We start from the raw sequence: 17,571 nt of genomic DNA, 5'->3' as shown, positions 1-17,571 counted from the left end.
ACCTGAGCGCAGCGAAGGCCGAACGTCGGGGCAAGGCCTTTTTGGTTCCTTTTGTGGCTGTTTGACAAAAGGGACTCGCTGTAAGAGCGAAACCGATAGCTCGGTTAAACACGCGTAATGGATATGTACCCGGTACACAGGCGCACGGCCCACCTGTCAGACCCAGGACTCAGGTTTTACGATCGCTGCGCAACCGATCGCAGCCTTCGGCAACGACTACAAGCCCACCCCATTACAACTGGTTGAACAGGCTCAGCTGGGCGATTTTGACGAAGGCCAGTTGTGAGGCTTCGAGCATGGATTTCTGGAATGCCAGTTCAATCGATGCCCCCGCCATGTCAGTGTTGCCGATGGCCGCCGTGGTGGAGTCGTTGGCCAGGCCCATGCTGATGTTTTCATCGGCCTGGAGGTCCACTGCTTTCAAGCGTGCACCAATCGACCCTCGGGCCGCGTCGATGCCCGCACTGGCGTTTTTCAGGTTGCCAATCGCCGAGTTGATGGCATCGCGCTGGGCCTGAAGCGCGGCGGGGTCTTTGTCGGTCGGCACTTTCAGCGCCTGACGCAACTGGCTCAGGGTATCCAGGGCATTCTGGCTCTGGTGGTTGTTGCCGCTGGCCACGAACTGGTCGCCCGCCGCTCGCGGCCCGGTGAAGTCAAACGTGACTCCCATGACCGTCAGCGAATCACCCGTCATGCTGGCTTTGGTAATCGGTTTGCTATTGGCCGTGACGGGCTGCGCATACACCTCGTACTCGGTCTCGCTGGTGAAATTGATCAGCGCGCCATTGCTGGGGAAGCTGTCGCTGTACACCTGGGCATCAGCCACGCGTGAGTCGGTGATTTGCGCGGTGGACGGGTTGCTCGGGGTGCGCGAGGTGTTGAAGGTGTCGGGCTTGGCGTGCAGGTCAAACGAATGCCCCGCCACCGCCGCGTCGCGGTCAGCCGCCGGGATGTCCTTGAGGTTCAGGTTGATGTCGAACGTCACGCCGCGCAGGTTGAGGCTGTGAGCCCCCTCCTTGGTCGAATCGAACACGCCGTTGCTCGACACTTCAGCGGTGATGTCGTTGTCGTTGGCGTCCATCAGCGTGTACTGGGTGCTGCTGGTGAACACCAGTTTATAGGGCTGGCCATCGGCAAAACTCTTGTTGAACACTGGGCTTGAGGTGATCAAACCAGCGGACACCGACACCGCGCCATTGTCAGCAATCACATCGCCGTCGCTGTTCACCGGCGGCCGCGCCGTCACCTGGGTACGGCCCGTGTTGACCGCGCCTTCCATAAAGCTTTTGGCCGTGTCACTGCTGGCCAGGTTCAAGGTGTCGGACACCTTCAGGTTGAGCTGTGTGTCGTCGCCTTGGTAGGTGTAGGTGCTGTCGTTATTACGGGTGTAAGGCGGCGTGTCGGTCTTGGAGCCCGAGAACAGGTAGTTGCCCGACGCGTCCTTGCTGTTGAGCAGGCTGAAGACCTGGTCTTCGAGGCTGCCCAGCTCATTGGCGATGGCGAAGCGGTCAGCGTCGGCCGTCGCACCGCCCGCCCGTAGCGTCAGCTCACCGGCTTTTTGCAGCGCGGTGTTGATGCTGTCCAGAACCGTTTCCTGGCTGCCCAACGAAGCCTTGATGCTGTTCATGTTGGCGGTGTACTGGCCCAACATGGCTTTTTGCTGTTGCAACTGCAGCAGGCGTGCCGCGCCAACGGGGTCATCGGCGGCTGTCTGAATACGCACGCCGGAGTCAATCTGGCCTTGGGTCTTGATCACCGACGAGAAGTTGTTCTGGTAGGTGGCGCTGGTCGACTCATAAAACTGGGCAGTGGAAATACGCATCGTCGGGCTCCCTTAAAGACTGTTGATCAGCGTGCTGAAGGTTTCTTGCGCCGCTTTGATGATCTGCGACGATGCCGTGTAGTACTGCTGAAACTTCACCAGGTTGGACGCTTCTTCGTCCAGGTTGACCTGGGAGACCGAGTTGCGGGTTTCCTTGGCATAGGTCAGCGCCGCGTTGTTGGCCGTGGCGTCAACCCCGGCCTGGCTGGCCTTGGCACCCACCTTGGAGACCAATTGGCTGTACGAGGTGCCCAGGCTGACCCCGCCACCATCGGCGGTGCCCACGGTGGCCTTGGTTTGCAGGCCCATCAATTGGTTGGCGTTGCGATTGTCCGCTTTGCCGTCTTTGTTGAATTTGATGTCGAAGGTGTCGCCCTTGGCCGGCGAACCGCTGAGGCTGGCATCAAAATTGACAGTTTTGGGCGTGCCGTCGGCGTTGTTGATGGGCGTGCCATCCGCGTTGGTCATCGGGATTTTGAGGGTGACTTTATTGTCCTGGCCAGGAACGAGGGTGCCCTTGGCGATTTCCTCGCCCTTTTCGTTCAGCACCCGGTAACTCTGCGCGCCGTCCTTGACCTCGCCAAAGGCCAGCCGCACGGGCAGCAGGCCTTCGATATCACCTTGGGCCTTGCCCAGCGCCTGACCGCCATAGATGTCCAGCGGTGCCGACAGGTTCAAGCCGCTCACCGCACCGGTGCCCGAATTGGAACCGCCCGCGCCCGACACCAGCACCCCGGAAAACGCCAACTGGTTGGCATCGGTCATTTGCACCCCGATGGCGCTCGCACCGGTGCGGGTGGGGCTGACTTTGAACGTGTCACCCTTGCTCAGCGCCGCGCCATTGAGGTCCAGGCTGAAGCCATCGATCACCGCTGGCGGGGTGCTGCCCAGTTCAAACGGGCCCATGCTTGCGCCGTCGGAACGTTTGACCGTGTAGGCCTGGCTGCTGGAGAACGTTACTTCGTAGTCAAAGGTGGTCAGCGCACCGCTGTTGGTGATGCTGACATTCAGGTTGCCGGACGCCGGGTTATTGCCGGTCGCGGCCAGGCTGCGCTGGCTGATGGCCTTCTCGCTGTTGATGCTGTTGAACATCGACGCGCCAAACTCGCCGTTCATGTCCAGGCCTTGCCCCAACTGGCGGTTGATGGCGTCGGCCACCACAATGGCGGTACGGCCCAGCTCGTTCATGGCCGGGGCCAATACGTCTTCGCGGTAGCGCAGCAGGCCGCCCATCTTGCCGCCGGTCAGCACCGAGGTGACGTCAGAGCTGGACTGCGCGTAGTTGATTTGAATGCTGAACTGGCTTTTGTCGATTTTGCCCGGCACCGCCGACAAGGTGTTGCTCGTGTCACCCTGCACCAGCGCCTGGCCGGTACCCAGGGTGATGTCGTACACATTGTCATGCTCCTGAACGGTCACGCCGACCAGTTCATTGAGCGTGCGCACCGCTTCGTTGCGTGCATCCAGCAAGTTGTTCGGGGTGTTGCCGGCGGTGGTGGCCTGGGTGATCTGTTTGTTCAGCGAGGCAATGGTGGCCGTGTGCTGGTTGACCATTGAGGCCAAGGTGTCCAACTGGCTGTTAAGGCCTTCGTTCTGCTGGTTGAGCTGGGTCGCGATCGAGTTGAAACGGTTGCTCAGGGTTTGCGCGCTGGTCAGCAATAACTGGCGCGACGACATATCCCCCGGCGCGCCCGCCGCGGTTTGCAAGGACGCGAAAAAGCTGTTGAGCGCCGACGAAACGCCGGTGCTCTTATCCGACAGTAATTTGTCGACCGAGCCAATCTGGTCCAGGTAAGCCTGGGCATCACCGTTCAGCGACGTGGTGGTTTGCAACTGGGCGTCGAGATAGGAATTGTAGACACGGCGCACGTCCGCCAAGGTGGTGCCGGTGCCGATAAACACCCCACCCACCTGCTGCGACGCGGCGCTGCCCTGAACGACTTGCTGGCGCGAATAGCCCGAGGTGTTGGCGTTGGCAATGTTATTGCCGACCGTCGCCAACGCCCCTTGGCTGGCGTTCAGCCCCGACATTCCGATGTTGATCAAACTCGCCATGGTTCAAACCTTATAAATGCGTGAGAGAACCCGTCGAGGCGAAGCTCTGGTAGGTTTTCATTTGCTTGGCTATCTGCGAAATCTTGCTCGCGTAGTCCGGGTCGGTTGCGTAACCGGCCTTCTGCAACTCGCGTACAAACTGCTCAGGTCTATCGGCCGCGTTGAGCACATCTTTATAACGTGTGTTGCTCTGCAACAGCGTGACCAGGTCGTGGAAGCTGTCCTGATAGGAGTCGTAGGAGCGGAAGTCCGCCGTCTCCCTGACCATTTGCCCGCCCTTGAACTCGCTGGTGATGGCCCGCGCCTGCGCGCCCTGCCAACTGCCGGTGGCCTTGATGCCGAACAGGTTATGGCTGCTGGTGCCGTCCTGCTGGCGCATCACCGATTTGCCCCAGCCGGTTTCCAGCGCGGCTTGCGCCACCAGGTACAGCGGGTCGACGCCAATACGGTCGGCGGCCTGTTGCGCCATGGGCATCAGGGTGGCGACAAAGGCATCGGCCGATTCAAACGCCTGCTTGACCGGGGCCAGCGGCGGCTGGGCCACCGCGCGGCCGTAAATTTGCAAGCGCCCTTGGCTGCCACTGGCACTGAGCATCGGCGAGCGGCTGTCTTTGATCACCGCCTCCATCGCCTGGGTGCGCCCCGGCATACCGCCGGTGTTGAGGGTAGAACGCGCCGCGTCGGCCGAGGGCACGATGCCCGCCAACAGGCGGTCCGTCAGTTTGTTCGGCAATGCCAGGCGCCGCTGATTAAGCAGCGCCCGGTCGTTTCTATGCACGTCCAGGGCCGCACCCGGCTCGGTGGCGACCCGTACCGCCCACAAAGGCCGCTGGCCATTGACGCGCACCAGCGGGCTGTCGACGGCCGCCGTCGCGGTCACGGCCGGGGGGGGCGTTTCAGGGGTCAACGCGGTGATGGCCACCGCCTCACCCGGCACGGCGGATTTGTTTTTCGACATCTGGCGCATCAACACATCGGCCAGGCCAATGCCGCCGCCCTGGCGCGACAGGGTCACAGACAATTGCTGGTCGTACATTTCCTGATACTGCTTGGCCGCCGGGGTGTTGAGCGGGTTGCCCTCCCCCAACACTTCATTGGCCGAGCGCATGGACTTGAGCATTTCGTTGAGGAACAGCGATTCGAACTCCTGCGCCACCTTGCGCATGTTGGCATCGCTGTCGCGGTCCCCCACTTTCAGGTTGTTCAGCCGGTTCAGGTCGCTAAACGATCCCGAGTCGCTGCCACCGATGACGCCCCCTTTCATTTCCATGCTGTCAGCCTCAAATCACGATCAGGTCGGCTTGCAACGCACCGGCCTGTTTCAGGGCTTCGAGGATCGCCATCAGGTCGCTGGGCGCGGCCCCCACCTGATTCACGGCGCGTACGATTTCATCCAGGGTGGTGCCCGGGCCAAACTTGAACATCGGCTTGGCCTCTTGCTGCGCGTTGATCCGCGAGCGCGGCACCACGGCGGTCTCGCCATTGGAGAACGGGCCTGGCTGGCTGACAATCGGGTCTTCGGTGATGGTCACGGTCAGGCTGCCGTGGGTCACGGCCGCAGGCGACACCTTGACGTTCTGGCCGATCACGATGGTGCCGGTGCGCGAGTTGATGATGACCTTGGCCACCGCTTGCCCTGGGTCCACTTCAAGGTTTTCCAGAATCGACAGGTAGTCCACCCGCTGGCCGGGGTCCAGCGGCGCAGTCACGCGGATCGAGCCACCGTCGATGGCCTGCGCCACGCCGGGGCCGAGCAGGTCATTGATTTTATCGACCACGCGCTTGGCGGTGGTGAAGTCAGAACGGTTGAGGTTCAGGGTCAGGCTGTTGCCCTGATTGAAACCGCTCGGCACCGCGCGCTCCACCGACGCACCGCCCGGAATGCGCCCGGCCGACGGAATGTTGACGGTGATTTTCGAACCGTCGCGGCCTTCGGCGTCAAAGCCGCCGACCACCAGGTTGCCTTGAGCCACGGCGTACACGTTGCCGTCGATGCCCTTGAGCGGCGTCAGCAGCAATGTCCCGCCGCGCAGGCTTTTGGAGTTACCGATGGAGGACACGGTGATGTCGATCACCTGGCCCGGCTTGGCGAACGCGGGCAAATCGGCACTGATGGACACCGCCGCGACGTTTTTCAACTGCACGTTGCCCGAGCCCGGCGGCACTTTGATGCCGAACTGCGACAACATGTTGTTGAACGTCTGCAGGGTGAACGGGGTTTGCGTGGTCTGGTCGCCCGTGCCATTGAGCCCGACCACCAAGCCATAACCGATCAATTGGTTGGAGCGCACGCCGGAAATGCTGGCGATGTCTTTTAACCGCTCGGCGTGCACGCCCAGGCTGGTCGACAACAGCAGCACGGCTGCGAGCAAATGCTTGAGGTTAGGCATGGTGAGGTTCACTTAAGGGCAAGCGCTTCAAAAAGGAAACAGCGGGCTAAGGAAGAAACGGTCAAACCAGCCCGGTTGGCTGGCATCGGCAAACGAGCCCGTGCCCGAGTAGGTGATGCGCGCATCGGCCACGCGGGTCGAAGGCACCGTATTGTCAGTGGCGATGTCATCGGCGCGCACCAGACCCGCAATGCGCACCAACTCATCGCCGGTGTTCAGGGTCATCCATTTTTCGCCGCGCACCGCGATGATCCCATTGGGCAATACATCAGCCACGGTCACGGTGATCGAACCGGTCAGGCTGTTGCCCTGCCCGGCCTTGCTGTCGCCCTTGGTGGCGCGGCTACCGCTATAACCCGCATCCAGGCTCAGGTCGGCACCGCCCAATGGATTGTTGGTGGTCATGCCGCCCCCAAACAGCGACGTCAGGCCGATGTTGGTTTTGCTGTTTTTGCCGATGGCCGAGTTGGCGTTTTTACTCGCTTGGGTTCGCTCATTCAGGGTGATGGTGATGATGTCGCCAATGCGAAACGCCTTGCGGTCGCTGTACAGGTTCTGTTCGAAACCGGCCTGGTAAATCGAGCCATTGTTGGCCGCCGCCGGCAACGGTGTGCGCGGCAATACCGGGGCGTAGTAAGGGTCATTGGGCCGTGGCGGCGGGCTGACGCACCCCGCCAGGAACGTCACGGTGCCCAGTGCCAGCACTGAATAAAAGCGTTTCATGAAATCTCCCGCCCTGGCTGCGTCATTACAGGTTTTGCGTCACATACGACAGCATTTGGTCAGCAGTGGAGATGACTTTGGAGTTCATCTCGTAGGCCCGCTGCGTGGTGATCATGTTGACCATTTCTTCCACGGTGCTGACGTTGGAGGTTTCGAGGGTGCTTTGCATGGTGGTGCCAAAGCCGTTCAGGCCGGGCGTGCCGATTTGCGGGGCACCGCTGGAAGCCGTTTCCACAAACAGGTTGCCGCCCTGGGACTGCAGGCCCGCCGGGTTGATAAAGTCGGCGGTTTGCAGGTTGCCAATGATTTGCGCGGCCGCGTTGCCAGTGATGGTCACCGACACCGTGCCGTCCTGGCCGACAGTGAACGTCTGGGCATCGGCCGGCACCACAATCGCCGGTTCCAGGGCAAAGCCGCTGGCCGTGACGATCTGGCCGTTGGCGTCCAGGTGAAAAGTACCGTCACGGGTGTAGGCCGTAGTGCCATCAGGCTGCATGACCTGGAAAAAACCGCGGCCGTTGATCGCCATGTCCAGCGGCTGCTCGGTGGTCTGCAGGCTGCCGGCGGTGAAGTTCTTTTGCGTGCCGACAATGCGCACCCCGGTGCCCACTTGCAGGCCCGACGGCAATTCGCTGTCCTGGGTGGACTGTGCGCCCGGCTGACGTTTGATCTGGTAGAGCAAGTCCTGGAACTCGGCGCGATCGCGCTTGAAGCCCGTGGTCGAGACGTTGGCCAGGTTGTTGGAAATGGTCGTCAGGTTGGTGTCTTGTGCAGCCAAACCGGTTTTAGCAACCCATAGTGCCGGAAGCATGGTGTTCTCCTCGCCCGCCGTTTTTCGGCGCAGCGTTCAAGTCATTAGCTGATGGACAGGACCCGAGTCATGGCCTGATCGTCTTCTTTGGCGGTGTTCATCATTTTGATGTGCAGTTCGAACTGCTTGGCCAGGGCCAGCACCGAGGTCATCTCTTCCACGGCATTGACGTTGCTCGCTTCCAGGAACCCGGAGACCACGCGCACGTTGGCATCGGCGGGTACCGGTTGGCCGTCACGGGTGCGGATCATGCCGTCCGGCCCTTTGCTCAGGGTGCGCAGGTCGGGTTGAACCAGCTTGATGCGGTCCACTTCAGCCATCACTCGCGGGCCTTCGCCCATGGCGCGGATACTGACGGTGCCGTCTTCACCAATTTCGATTTTTTGCTCCGGCGGCACGGCAATCGGCCCGGCATTGCCCATCACCGGCATGCCGTTGCCCGCCCGCAGCATGCCCAACGCGTCCACATTCAAGCTCGCGGTGCGTACGTAAGCCTCGCCGCCCTCCGGGGTTTGCACCGCCATCCAGCCGTCGCCACCCACCGCCACGTCCAGGTCACGCCCGGTCTGAACCATCGCGCCTGGGGTGAAGTCCGTACCCGGGCGCTCGCTCAGGGCAAAGGCCCGTGCGGGAAAGCTGTCGCCAAACACCGGCATCGAACGCGCCTGTTCCAGGTCGCGCTGAAAGCCGTTGGTCGAGATGTTCGCCAGGTTGTTGGCATGGGCCTTTTGCGCCAGCGCGTTCTGGCTGGCACCGGTCATTGCCACATACAGGTACTTGTCCACTGTCTTGCCTCGGGATGAGTCTTGACGGTGTTCTAGCAATTAGCGCACCAACTTTTTTTTGACGGTGTGGGGCCGGGGTTTGAGGGCTGCACAAGGGATTTACGGCATGGGTTTAAAAACGTGAAACGGCGCGGATATGCCGATAGCGGCAAACAATGTCCTGTAGGAACGAGCTTGCTCGCGATCGTTTAAACCGATCAAAAGATCGCGAGCAAGCTCGCTCCTACGCGTTTCATGTTGGCAACTCAGGTTTCTTTACCGGGCTTGATGATGTCGTGCTCGCGCAGTTTGTTGGCGATGGTGGTGTGGGACACGCCCAAGCGCTTGCCCAGCAAACGGCTACTGGGGTGTTCGGCATACAGCCGCTCCAACACGCTTTTCTCGAAACGTCCGACAATTTGTTCCAGCCCGCCTTCCATGGAGAATTCGCCCAGTGGCTGGCGCACGCCGTAGTCCGGCAGGCGAATGTGTTCAACCTTGACCACGCCGCCGTCGCACAACGACACCGCCTGAAACAGCACGTTCTCCAGTTGCCGCACGTTACCCGGCCAATGGTAGTAGCGCAGACGGTCCAAGGCCGGCGGGGCCAGTCGCGGCAACGGGCAGCCGATCTGGCGGCTGGCCTGATCGAGAAAATGCTCCACCAAAGGCTCCAGGCCGTCCAGGCATTCGCGCAGCGGCGGGATATGCAGCGACAGCACGTTAAGCCGGTGGTACAGGTCCTGGCGGAATTCACCGCGAGCGCACAGTTCAGACAAATCGACTTGGGTGGCGCACATCACCCGCACATCCAGGTACACCTCTTCATCACTGCCTACTCGCCGGAAGCAGCCGTCCTGCAGGAAGCGCAGCAGTTTCACCTGCAAGCGCGGGCTCATTTCCCCTACACCATCCAGAAACAAGGTGCCGCCAGCGGTCAATTCCAGCAGGCCCAATTTGCCTTCGGCCCGCGCGCCTTCAAAGGCACCGGGGCCGTAACCGAACAGCTCGGTTTCGGCCATGGACTCGGGCAAGCCGGCACAGTTAAGCGCCATCAGCGGCGATTGCCCGCGCGGGCTGGCCAGATGGCAAGCACGCGCCAGCAGCTCCTTGCCGGTACCGGTTTCGCCTTCTATTAATAAGGGCGCATCCAGCGGGGCCATGCGCCGGGCCTCGCGCACCACGGCCGCCATGACTTTGGAGCTTTGGAAGATGCTGTCAAAACCGCGCAATTCCTGCTTGCGCACGTTGTAGATCTGTTCCCCAACGCGGTCGGCACGGTGCAAGGTCAGCACCGCGCCCGCCATGGCTTCGCTGTCATCGCTTTCAAGTTGCAAGGGGGCGATGTCCGCCAAAAAAACGTGACCTTTGATCTTGACCCGCAAGCCGTTGATCCGCGCTTTGTTGGCGCGCACCAACTCAGGCAGGTCAAAGTCTTCGGCGTAACGCGACAGCGCGATGCCGGGCACTTCATCCACCCGCACCCCGAGTAGTTGCGCGGCGGCGCGGTTGGCCGCCACGATGCTGCCCGCCATATCGATGGACAGCACCGGAAACTCCATCGCGCCCAACAAGGCATTGAGTTCCATATGCCTGCGCTCGCTGGGCATTAGCCCTACGCGCTTCACACCAAATACACCGGCAATGGTTTCAAACTTCGGGCGCAGCGCCTGGAACTGCAGGTTAATCAGGTTGGGGCAATACAGGTAAATCGCATTACCCTGATCACCCCCGACCTCGCCCCGCTTGACGTTGATGCCGTAAGCCACCAGCAGGTTAAGAATGTCGCGAAGGATGCCAATCCGGTTTTGGCAATGGACTTTGATACGCATAGGGCAAGGCTCGGCTATTGATTTGCTACCTGTGGGAGCGAGCTTGCTCGCGATCTTTTGATCCTTTTAAAAGATCGCGAGCAAGCTCGCTCCTACAGGGTTGTTTTTTTGCTCGGGAGAGCATTTCGCTGTCACGATTTTTTTACGATTTTGCAATCCCTCACGCAAGAAAGACAGTTCAATTGCCTTGTCGTAACAAATTATTTACGAATTACCCACGCCCTCCCGGCAATTGAGACGTTTGCCCGGCTGCACCCGGCCAGAACTTGGCGTATCACTTAACCACGAACACCCGCCGTCCCTGACAGAACAATAAAAACGATTTCTCTGCGGAGAGCCCCATGAAACAAACGAAGTACGTCGCCCGCGAACCGGATGAAAACGACTTTATCCATTACACACCCGGCGAACACGCGGTGTGGAACACGCTGATCACCCGCCAACTGAAACTGCTGGAAGGCCGCGCTTGCCCTGAGTACATGGAAGGCATCGATAAACTCGACCTGCCCCATGACCGCATTCCGCAATTAGGCGAAATCAACGCCGTGCTGGGTGCAACCACCGGCTGGCAAGTCGCCCGCGTCCCTGCCCTGATCCCCTTTCAGACCTTCTTCGAACTGCTGGCCAATAAGCAATTCCCGGTGGCGACGTTTATTCGCACCCCTGAAGAGCTGGATTACCTGCAAGAACCCGATATTTTCCATGAAATTTTCGGCCATTGCCCGCTGCTGACCAACCCGTGGTTCGCTGAGTTCACACACACCTATGGCAAGTTGGGCTTGCAGGCCAGCAAGGAACAACGCGTGTACCTGGCCCGTCTGTACTGGATGACCATAGAATTCGGGCTGGTGGACACGCCAGAAGGCCAGCGCATCTATGGGGGCGGCATTCTCTCGTCACCCAAAGAAACGGTTTACAGCCTGTCGGCAGAGCCGGAACATCAGGCCTTCGATCCGCTGGAAGCCATGCGTACGCCTTACCGGATCGATATCCTGCAACCGCTGTATTTTGTTCTGCCGAATTTGAAGCGGCTGTTTGACCTGGCTCACGAGGACATCATGGGCATGGTTGAACACGGCATGGAACTGGGCCTTCACGCCCCCAAATTTGCGCCCAAGCCCAAGGCCGCTTGACGCGCTTTTCAAACACAAAAAAAACGACTTCAGGAATACACCATGAACGCACTGAACCAAGCCCACTGCGAAGCCTGCCGCGCCGATGCCCCCCAGGTCAGCGATGAAGAATTGCCGGTACTGATCAAGCAAATCCCGGACTGGAACATCGAAGTCCGCGACGGCGTTATGCAGTTGGAAAAGGTCTTTCTGTTCAAGAACTTCAAATTTGCCCTGGCCTTTACCAATGCCGTGGCTGAAATCTCCGAGGCTGAAGGCCATCACCCGGGCCTGTTGACCGAGTGGGGCAAAGTGACCGTGACCTGGTGGAGCCATTCGATCAAAGGCCTGCACCGCAATGACTTCATCATGGCGGCGCGCACGGACGACGTGGCGAAAACCGCTGAAGGGCGCAAGTAATGCACTTCGCGGCCATAGGCCGGGTGCCGGGCGATCCGATTCTGGGGTTGATGGATGCCTATGCCCAAGACGCCAACCCGAACAAATTCGACCTGGGCGTTGGCGTTTATAAAGACGCCAACGGCCTGACGCCGATTTTGCAGTCAGTCAAACAGGCAGAGCAGCGCCTGGTGGACCAGCAACACACCAAGACCTACATCGGCGGGCACGGCGACAGCCGCTTCGGCCAATTGATCAGCGCGCTGGTGCTGGGCGAAGACTCGCCACTGCTGAACGAACACCGCGCCGGTGCCACACAAACACCGGGCGGCACCGGTGCCTTGCGTCTGGCCGCTGACTTTATTGCGCAATGCTTGCCCGGGCGCGGAATTTGGCTGAGTGACCCGACCTGGCCCATCCACGAGACGATCTTCGCGGCTGCCGGCCTGAAGATCAGCCACTACCCTTACGTGGGTCACGACAACACGCTTAATGTCACTGCCATGCTCGCCGCGCTGGAGCAGGCCCCCAAGGGCGATGTGGTGCTGCTGCACGCGTGCTGCCACAACCCCACGGGCTTCGACCTGTCGCACGCCGACTGGCTGAAAGTACTGGAGGTTGTGCGCCGCCGTGAATTGCTGCCACTGATCGACTTTGCCTACCAGGGCTTTGGCGATGGCCTGGAAGCAGACGCCTGGTCAACGCGGCTGTTCGCCCGTGAACTGCCGGAACTGTTGATCACCAGCTCCTGCTCGAAAAACTTCGGCCTGTACCGCGAACGGGTGGGCGCGCTGATCATGTGCGCTCAGGATGCCGAGAAACTGACGGACATCCGCAGCCAACTGGCGTACCTGGCCCGCAACCTGTGGTCCAACCCGCCGGATCACGGTGCCGCCGTGGTGGCGACCATTCTGGGCGATGCGGCGCTTAGAACATTATGGGTCGAAGAAGTGGAAGCCATGCGCAGCCGCATCGCGCACCTGCGCGGCGGCCTGGTGCAAGCACTGGCCCCTTTTGGCCTGGCCGAGCGCTTTGCCCATATCAACCAACAACGCGGTATGTTTTCGTACACAGGCCTGACCGCCGAGCAAGTGCGTTTACTGCGTGAAGCGCACAGCGTGTACATGGTCGGTTCAGGCCGCGCCAACATGGCCGGGGTGGACGGCACCCGCCTGAACCTGCTCGCCAAAGCAATTGCCCAGGTGTGCACCCACCGCACGTAGGCGTTCTGTAGGCGCGAACTTGCCCGCGATCTTGTAAAGATCAACAGATCACGAGCAAGCTCGTTCCTACAATGGCCGAGGGCGTTGGAAAATCGACACAATCCGCTTCAGACGCAATTAAAAGACAAATTGTCACACTTCGTCCTGTATCCTTAGCAAGCTACTTAAAAACACACTGTGCGAGGAGCGCGACGATGCATGAGATCCCAAACCTCCCTTTCCCAAGCCTGCAAGAAACCGAGCAGCCAATCGCGCAACACTCCAGTGGCGAAACCCCCGCACTGGACGAGGCTCAAGAAAGCCTCATGACCGACAGCGAAGACTGACGGTCATTCATCAGGCGGTGCGAAAAAACATTGGTTTTTTCACACCGCCTGACACAATTGCGTCACTCCCCCTCCCGGACCTCACCGTGACTGATACCTTCAGCGACACCCAGGCCAGCGTTCTGATCGGCACCGCCGAGAAAATGATCGCGCTTTGGGACCGCCTACCCCCTGAGAAACAGACCCGCTTGCTGGCGCGCTTTGGCACTCAAGAGAACGCCCTGGCAGCCCTGATCGCAACCCGGTTGATAACGCCGCTCTAACGCCGCAGGACCCTCGCCCCATGCCCGAAACACAACGTCCGCTGGCCGTCACTTTGAATGTGGTGTCTATCGTTCTGTTCACCTTTATCGGCTACCTGAATATCGGCATTCCCCTGGCCGTGCTGCCTGGCTATGTGCACAACCACCTGGGGTTCGGCACCGTGATCGCGGGCCTGGTGATCAGTGTCCAATACCTGGCCACGCTGCTAAGCCGGCCGTATGCCAGCCGCATCATTGACATCCAGGGCAGCAAACGCGCCGTGATCATCGGCCTGGTGGGCTGCGGGTTAAGCGGTGTCTTTATGTTGATATCCAGCTGGCTGGTGGCCCTGCCCGCCTTGAGCCTTACCTGCCTGTTGATCGGCCGCCTGATACTCGGCAGCGCAGAGAGCTTGGTGGGCTCCGGGTCGATCGGCTGGGGCATCGGGCGGGTCGGCGCGGCCCACACGGCCAAGGTCATCTCCTGGAACGGCATTGCCAGTTACGGCGCAATCGCCATTGGCGCACCGCTAGGCGTGGTGATGGTCGAGCATTTGGGCATGTGGAGCCTGGGCGTCAGCATCATTGCCTTGGCAACCGTGGGTGTGCTGCTGGCATGGCCCAAACTCGCCGCGCCAATTGTCACCGGTGTGCGCCTGCCCTTTCTTCATGTGCTGGGCCGGGTACTGCCCCACGGCACTGGCCTGGCCCTGGGCTCCATCGGTTTTGGCACCATCGCCACCTTTATCACCCTGTACTACGCGACCCAGCACTGGGAGAACGCGGCGCTGTGCCTGAGCCTGTTTGGGGCCAGCTTTATCAGTGCCCGGTTGATGTTTGGCAATTTGATCAACCGTATTGGCGGTTTTCGCGTGGCGATTGTCTGCCTGAGCGTTGAAACCCTGGGCCTGCTGTTGCTGTGGCTGGCACCGGACCCGCACATTGCATTGGCGGGCGCGGCCTTGAGCGGGTTCGGGTTCTCGCTGGTCTTCCCGGCGCTGGGGGTCGAGGCGGTCAACCTGGTGCCGCCCTCCAGCCGCGGCGCGGCGGTGGGGGCGTACTCGCTGTTTATCGACTTGTCTTTGGGCATCACTGGCCCGCTGGTCGGTGCGGTGGCGGCAGGGTTTGGCTTTGGTTCGATTTTTCTGTTTGCCGCCCTGGCCGCGTTCAGCGGCTTATTGCTGAGTATTTACCTGTATCGCCAGGCCAAACGCTTGAGGCCGGATTGAACACTCGCACCTGCGAGAGGGGTTAGAAGTCGACCTTGCCACGCCCGGCCTTGATGCTGCCTCGCTTGGTTTTAGATTCAAGGCGACGCTTCTTCGAGCCCAGCGTCGGCTTGGTCGGCCGGCGCTTTTTCTCGACTTTGCTGGCGCTCAGGATCAACTCCAGCAAACGCTCCAGGGCGTCCGCCCGGTTCTGCTCCTGCGTGCGGTACTGCTGCGCCTTGATGATCAGCACGCCATCGCCGGTAATCCGGCTGTCACGCAACGCCAGCAGCCGCTCCTTGTAGAACGCTGGCAGCGACGAGCCGGGAATATCGAAGCGCAGGTGCATGGCGCTTGAGACTTTGTTGACGTTTTGCCCGCCCGCGCCCTGAGCACGAATGGCCGTCAGTTCAATCTCGGCATCCGGGATATGAACAGCATTTGAAATCACCAACATTGAAAAAGGGTCCTCTTCAGACCGCGCAGGATACCCCACAAACAACAAACCCGGCGCAAGGCCGGGTTTGTCGGGTTTCGATTCAGCTTATTTAGCGACCGAACCGCAGGTTTGAGCCGCGACTTGCACCGCGCGCTTGTTCTTGATCAGGTAGCACACCCACATAAAGACCACCCACACCGGAATTGCGTACACCGAGACGCGAATACCCGGGATCATCAACATGATCACCAGAATAAACACCACGAACGCCAGGCAGACAAAGTTGCCATACGGGTACCACAGCGCCTTGAACAGCGGCGTTTGCCGGGTGTTGTTCATATGCTGGCGGAACTTGACGTGGGAGTAGCTGATCATGGCCCAGTTGATGACCAGCGTGGCCACGACCAGCGACATCAACAGCTCCAGCGCATCGTGGGGCATCAGGTAGTTGAGCAACACGGCAATCACGGTCACAGCGGCCGACGCCAGGATCGCGTTGACCGGCACACCGCGCTTGTCGATTTTGGCCAACGGCTTCGGCGCGTCGCCTTGCTGGGCCATACCCAGCAACATGCGGCTGTTGCAGTAAGTGCCGCTGTTGTACACCGACAAAGCGGCGGTCAACACCACAAAGTTAAGGATGTGCGCGGCCGTGTTGCTGCCCAGCATCGAGAACACTTGCACGAACGGGCTGCTGCTGTAGCTGTCGCCACCGGCATTGAGGGTCTCAAGCAGCGAGTCCCAAGGGGTCAGGGACAACAGCACCACCAAGGCACCGATGTAGAAAATCAGGATGCGGTAAATCACCTGGTTGATCGCTTTCGGGATCACGGTGCGCGGTTTATCGGCCTCTGCTGCGGTAAAACCGAGCATTTCCAGGCCACCGAAGGAGAACATGATAAAGGCCATGGCCATGATCAAACCGGTGGTCCCATTAGGGAAGAACCCACCGCGCTCCCACAGGTTGCTGACCGACGCCTGCGGACCGCCGCTGCCGCTGACCAGCAAATAGCTGCCCAGGGCGATCATGCCAATAATCGCCACGACCTTGATGATCGCGAACCAGAACTCGGCTTCACCGAACACTTTGACGTTGGTCAGGTTAATCAGGTTGATCAGCACGAAAAACGCGGCGGCTGAAGCCCAGGTCGGAATCTCGGGCCACCAGTAATGCACGTACTTGCCCACGGCTGTCAGTTCCGACATGCCCACCAGAATGTACAACACCCAGCAGTTCCAGCCCGACATAAAGCCGGCGAAACCGCCCCAGTATTTGTGTGCAAAGTGGCTGAAAGAGCCCGCGACCGGCTCTTCGACGATCATTTCGCCGAGCTGGCGCATGATCATAAAGGCGATAAAGCCGCAGATGGCGTAGCCCAGGATCATCGACGGGCCAGCGGATTTGAGCACCCCGGCCGAGCCCAGGAACAGGCCGGTACCGATAGCGCCACCGAGGGCAATCAATTGGATATGACGATTTTTCAGGCCGCGCTTAAGCTCGCCCGAATGCGAGGTTTGTCCACTCATTGGAAGGGTTCCACACAAGGTTTGAAGTCATTCAGTGCGTTGTAACGTGAGCACCTGAAGCAGTGATCGAAGCGTCTACAACACGAATCAAACCCCAGCGCAGACGCCAGGAATCAAGGGTTGTTTCACGAGTCATGCGTCACCTGTTTGTTTTTATCTGTGACGAAATCGAACCCGCACTGCGTGTAGCAATGCGGAGTTAACAAGGCCGGTTAGCCTTGAGGTTTTGGCCAGTCGGTGCAGCACCGAACGGCACAAATGCGCGGGTACGCAAATGAGTCACAGTTAAAACGCGGCGCATTGTACACCCGCACGAAGGCAAGAACCCATAACACCGCCGCCAGCAAGACGAAACAACCCACTAAACAAGCAGGAAACCTCTGAAACAGCACTCACGCGGAACATTTTTCTTACAGCGCAGTGATTGAGGCGATTTAAAGTCGCTAAGTGGCTGATTTCGTATGTTTTTCATGACGAGACGTAAAGAAATCTTTCCATAAATTTTAATACCCCTACCCACTGCGCAAAACCTGCGTTCGGCCAGCGTGGTCTAAGGGGCGTAGGAGCGAGCTTGCTCGCGATCTTTTGATTTTTAAAAGCGCAATGACAGCCGCGCTGTCGTGCAGCAACTCTATCCATTGCTGCGGTCACGGCCACTTGAGGTTCCGGCCTTACGCCGTGCCACTTTGAAAAGCTGT

At 60.0% G+C, this 17,571-nt stretch carries 17 protein-coding genes; 6 read left to right on the top strand and 11 right to left on the bottom strand.

Features of this window, described 5'->3' with window-relative positions:
- Positions 1 to 232 precede the first annotated feature (232 nt).
- The 8 genes from Q1W15_RS23580 to Q1W15_RS23545 all read right to left on the bottom strand — a co-directional run bounded on the left by Q1W15_RS23580 (position 233) and on the right by Q1W15_RS23545 (position 10,397).
- Entirely contained in the window at positions 233 to 1,822 is a 1,590-nt protein-coding gene (locus Q1W15_RS23580; protein ID WP_300733493.1) for a flagellar hook-associated protein 3, read from the bottom strand.
- A 12-nt stretch (positions 1,823 to 1,834) separates the two neighbouring features.
- Complete coding sequence (flgK, locus tag Q1W15_RS23575; RefSeq protein ID WP_300733491.1) at positions 1,835 to 3,877, bottom strand: flagellar hook-associated protein FlgK; 2,043 nt, start codon at positions 3,875 to 3,877, stop codon at positions 1,835 to 1,837.
- A 10-nt stretch (positions 3,878 to 3,887) separates the two neighbouring features.
- Positions 3,888 to 5,147, bottom strand: a complete 1,260-nt coding sequence (gene flgJ / locus Q1W15_RS23570; protein ID WP_300733489.1) for a flagellar assembly peptidoglycan hydrolase FlgJ — start codon at positions 5,145 to 5,147, stop codon at positions 3,888 to 3,890.
- A 10-nt stretch (positions 5,148 to 5,157) separates the two neighbouring features.
- Entirely contained in the window at positions 5,158 to 6,267 is a 1,110-nt protein-coding gene (locus tag Q1W15_RS23565) for a flagellar basal body P-ring protein FlgI (protein ID WP_300733487.1), read from the bottom strand.
- Positions 6,268 to 6,294: 27 nt separating this feature from the next.
- Positions 6,295 to 6,990 carry a flagellar basal body L-ring protein FlgH gene (flgH, locus tag Q1W15_RS23560; protein ID WP_300733485.1) on the bottom strand — a complete coding sequence of 232 codons (696 nt, stop codon included), beginning with the start codon at positions 6,988 to 6,990 and terminating at the stop codon, positions 6,295 to 6,297.
- A 25-nt stretch (positions 6,991 to 7,015) separates the two neighbouring features.
- On the bottom strand, positions 7,016 to 7,801 hold the full coding sequence (gene flgG / locus Q1W15_RS23555; protein WP_300733483.1) for a flagellar basal-body rod protein FlgG: 786 nt from the start codon (positions 7,799 to 7,801) through the stop codon (positions 7,016 to 7,018).
- A 44-nt stretch (positions 7,802 to 7,845) separates the two neighbouring features.
- On the bottom strand, positions 7,846 to 8,586 hold the full coding sequence (locus tag Q1W15_RS23550) for a flagellar basal body rod protein FlgF (protein WP_300733495.1): 741 nt from the start codon (positions 8,584 to 8,586) through the stop codon (positions 7,846 to 7,848).
- A gap of 245 nt (positions 8,587 to 8,831) precedes the next feature.
- Entirely contained in the window at positions 8,832 to 10,397 is a 1,566-nt protein-coding gene (locus Q1W15_RS23545) for a sigma-54-dependent transcriptional regulator (RefSeq protein ID WP_300733481.1), read from the bottom strand.
- 341 nt (positions 10,398 to 10,738) lie between these two features.
- Here Q1W15_RS23545 and phhA point away from each other — a divergent pair, with 341 nt between their 5' ends.
- From phhA to Q1W15_RS23515, 6 genes are all read left to right on the top strand, one after another.
- A complete protein-coding gene (phhA, locus tag Q1W15_RS23540) occupies positions 10,739 to 11,530 on the top strand; it encodes a phenylalanine 4-monooxygenase (RefSeq protein ID WP_300733479.1) in 792 nt (263 codons plus the stop codon).
- A gap of 42 nt (positions 11,531 to 11,572) precedes the next feature.
- Positions 11,573 to 11,929 (top strand): 4a-hydroxytetrahydrobiopterin dehydratase, encoded by a 357-nt coding sequence (locus tag Q1W15_RS23535; RefSeq protein ID WP_300733477.1) that lies wholly within the window; start codon positions 11,573 to 11,575, stop codon positions 11,927 to 11,929.
- A complete protein-coding gene (locus tag Q1W15_RS23530; protein ID WP_300733475.1) occupies positions 11,929 to 13,131 on the top strand; it encodes an amino acid aminotransferase in 1,203 nt (400 codons plus the stop codon). The genes Q1W15_RS23535 and Q1W15_RS23530 overlap by 1 nt, the downstream gene beginning before the upstream one ends.
- 194 nt (positions 13,132 to 13,325) lie before the next feature.
- Positions 13,326 to 13,457, top strand: coding sequence for a hypothetical protein (locus Q1W15_RS23525; RefSeq protein ID WP_300733473.1), 132 nt, complete (start codon positions 13,326 to 13,328; stop codon positions 13,455 to 13,457).
- An 86-nt stretch (positions 13,458 to 13,543) separates the two neighbouring features.
- The gene (locus Q1W15_RS23520; protein WP_300733471.1) at positions 13,544 to 13,720 is read left to right on the top strand and encodes a hypothetical protein; all 177 of its coding nucleotides are present in this window, start codon (positions 13,544 to 13,546) and stop codon (positions 13,718 to 13,720) included.
- Positions 13,721 to 13,740: 20 nt separating this feature from the next.
- The gene (locus tag Q1W15_RS23515) at positions 13,741 to 14,928 is read left to right on the top strand and encodes an MFS transporter (protein ID WP_300733470.1); all 1,188 of its coding nucleotides are present in this window, start codon (positions 13,741 to 13,743) and stop codon (positions 14,926 to 14,928) included.
- A 22-nt stretch (positions 14,929 to 14,950) separates the two neighbouring features.
- Here Q1W15_RS23515 and arfB read toward each other — a convergent pair whose 3' ends face one another.
- The 3 genes from arfB to Q1W15_RS23500 all read right to left on the bottom strand — a co-directional run.
- Positions 14,951 to 15,364, bottom strand: a complete 414-nt coding sequence (gene arfB / locus Q1W15_RS23510; RefSeq protein WP_300733468.1) for an alternative ribosome rescue aminoacyl-tRNA hydrolase ArfB — start codon at positions 15,362 to 15,364, stop codon at positions 14,951 to 14,953.
- 87 nt (positions 15,365 to 15,451) lie between these two features.
- On the bottom strand, positions 15,452 to 16,873 hold the full coding sequence (locus Q1W15_RS23505; RefSeq protein ID WP_300733466.1) for an amino acid permease: 1,422 nt from the start codon (positions 16,871 to 16,873) through the stop codon (positions 15,452 to 15,454).
- A gap of 468 nt (positions 16,874 to 17,341) precedes the next feature.
- Positions 17,342 to 17,571 (bottom strand): hypothetical protein (locus tag Q1W15_RS23500; RefSeq protein WP_300733463.1); only part of this gene is annotated, 230 nt, incomplete at its 5' end.

Origin of the sequence: Pseudomonas sp. (assembly GCF_030150285.1) — a bacterium.
Lineage (GTDB): Bacteria > Pseudomonadota > Gammaproteobacteria > Pseudomonadales > Pseudomonadaceae > Aquipseudomonas.
Note: the sequence above shows the minus strand (reverse complement) of the source record. Positions and strands in the feature narration are given on the sequence as shown.

Coding starts and splice junctions, on each gene's coding strand:
- Q1W15_RS23580 (WP_300733493.1), bottom strand. CDS start 1,822: ATGCGTATTTCCACTGCCCAGTTTTATGAGTCGACCAGCGCCACCTAC.
- flgK (WP_300733491.1), bottom strand. CDS start 3,877: ATGGCGAGTTTGATCAACATCGGAATGTCGGGGCTGAACGCCAGCCAA.
- flgJ (WP_300733489.1), bottom strand. CDS start 5,147: ATGGAAATGAAAGGGGGCGTCATCGGTGGCAGCGACTCGGGATCGTTT.
- Q1W15_RS23565 (WP_300733487.1), bottom strand. CDS start 6,267: ATGCCTAACCTCAAGCATTTGCTCGCAGCCGTGCTGCTGTTGTCGACC.
- flgH (WP_300733485.1), bottom strand. CDS start 6,990: ATGAAACGCTTTTATTCAGTGCTGGCACTGGGCACCGTGACGTTCCTG.
- flgG (WP_300733483.1), bottom strand. CDS start 7,801: ATGCTTCCGGCACTATGGGTTGCTAAAACCGGTTTGGCTGCACAAGAC.
- Q1W15_RS23545 (WP_300733481.1), bottom strand. CDS start 10,397: ATGCGTATCAAAGTCCATTGCCAAAACCGGATTGGCATCCTTCGCGAC.
- phhA (WP_300733479.1), top strand. CDS start 10,739: ATGAAACAAACGAAGTACGTCGCCCGCGAACCGGATGAAAACGACTTT.
- Q1W15_RS23535 (WP_300733477.1), top strand. CDS start 11,573: ATGAACGCACTGAACCAAGCCCACTGCGAAGCCTGCCGCGCCGATGCC.
- Q1W15_RS23530 (WP_300733475.1), top strand. CDS start 11,929: ATGCACTTCGCGGCCATAGGCCGGGTGCCGGGCGATCCGATTCTGGGG.
- Q1W15_RS23525 (WP_300733473.1), top strand. CDS start 13,326: ATGCATGAGATCCCAAACCTCCCTTTCCCAAGCCTGCAAGAAACCGAG.
- Q1W15_RS23515 (WP_300733470.1), top strand. CDS start 13,741: ATGCCCGAAACACAACGTCCGCTGGCCGTCACTTTGAATGTGGTGTCT.
- arfB (WP_300733468.1), bottom strand. CDS start 15,364: ATGTTGGTGATTTCAAATGCTGTTCATATCCCGGATGCCGAGATTGAA.
- Q1W15_RS23505 (WP_300733466.1), bottom strand. CDS start 16,873: ATGAGTGGACAAACCTCGCATTCGGGCGAGCTTAAGCGCGGCCTGAAA.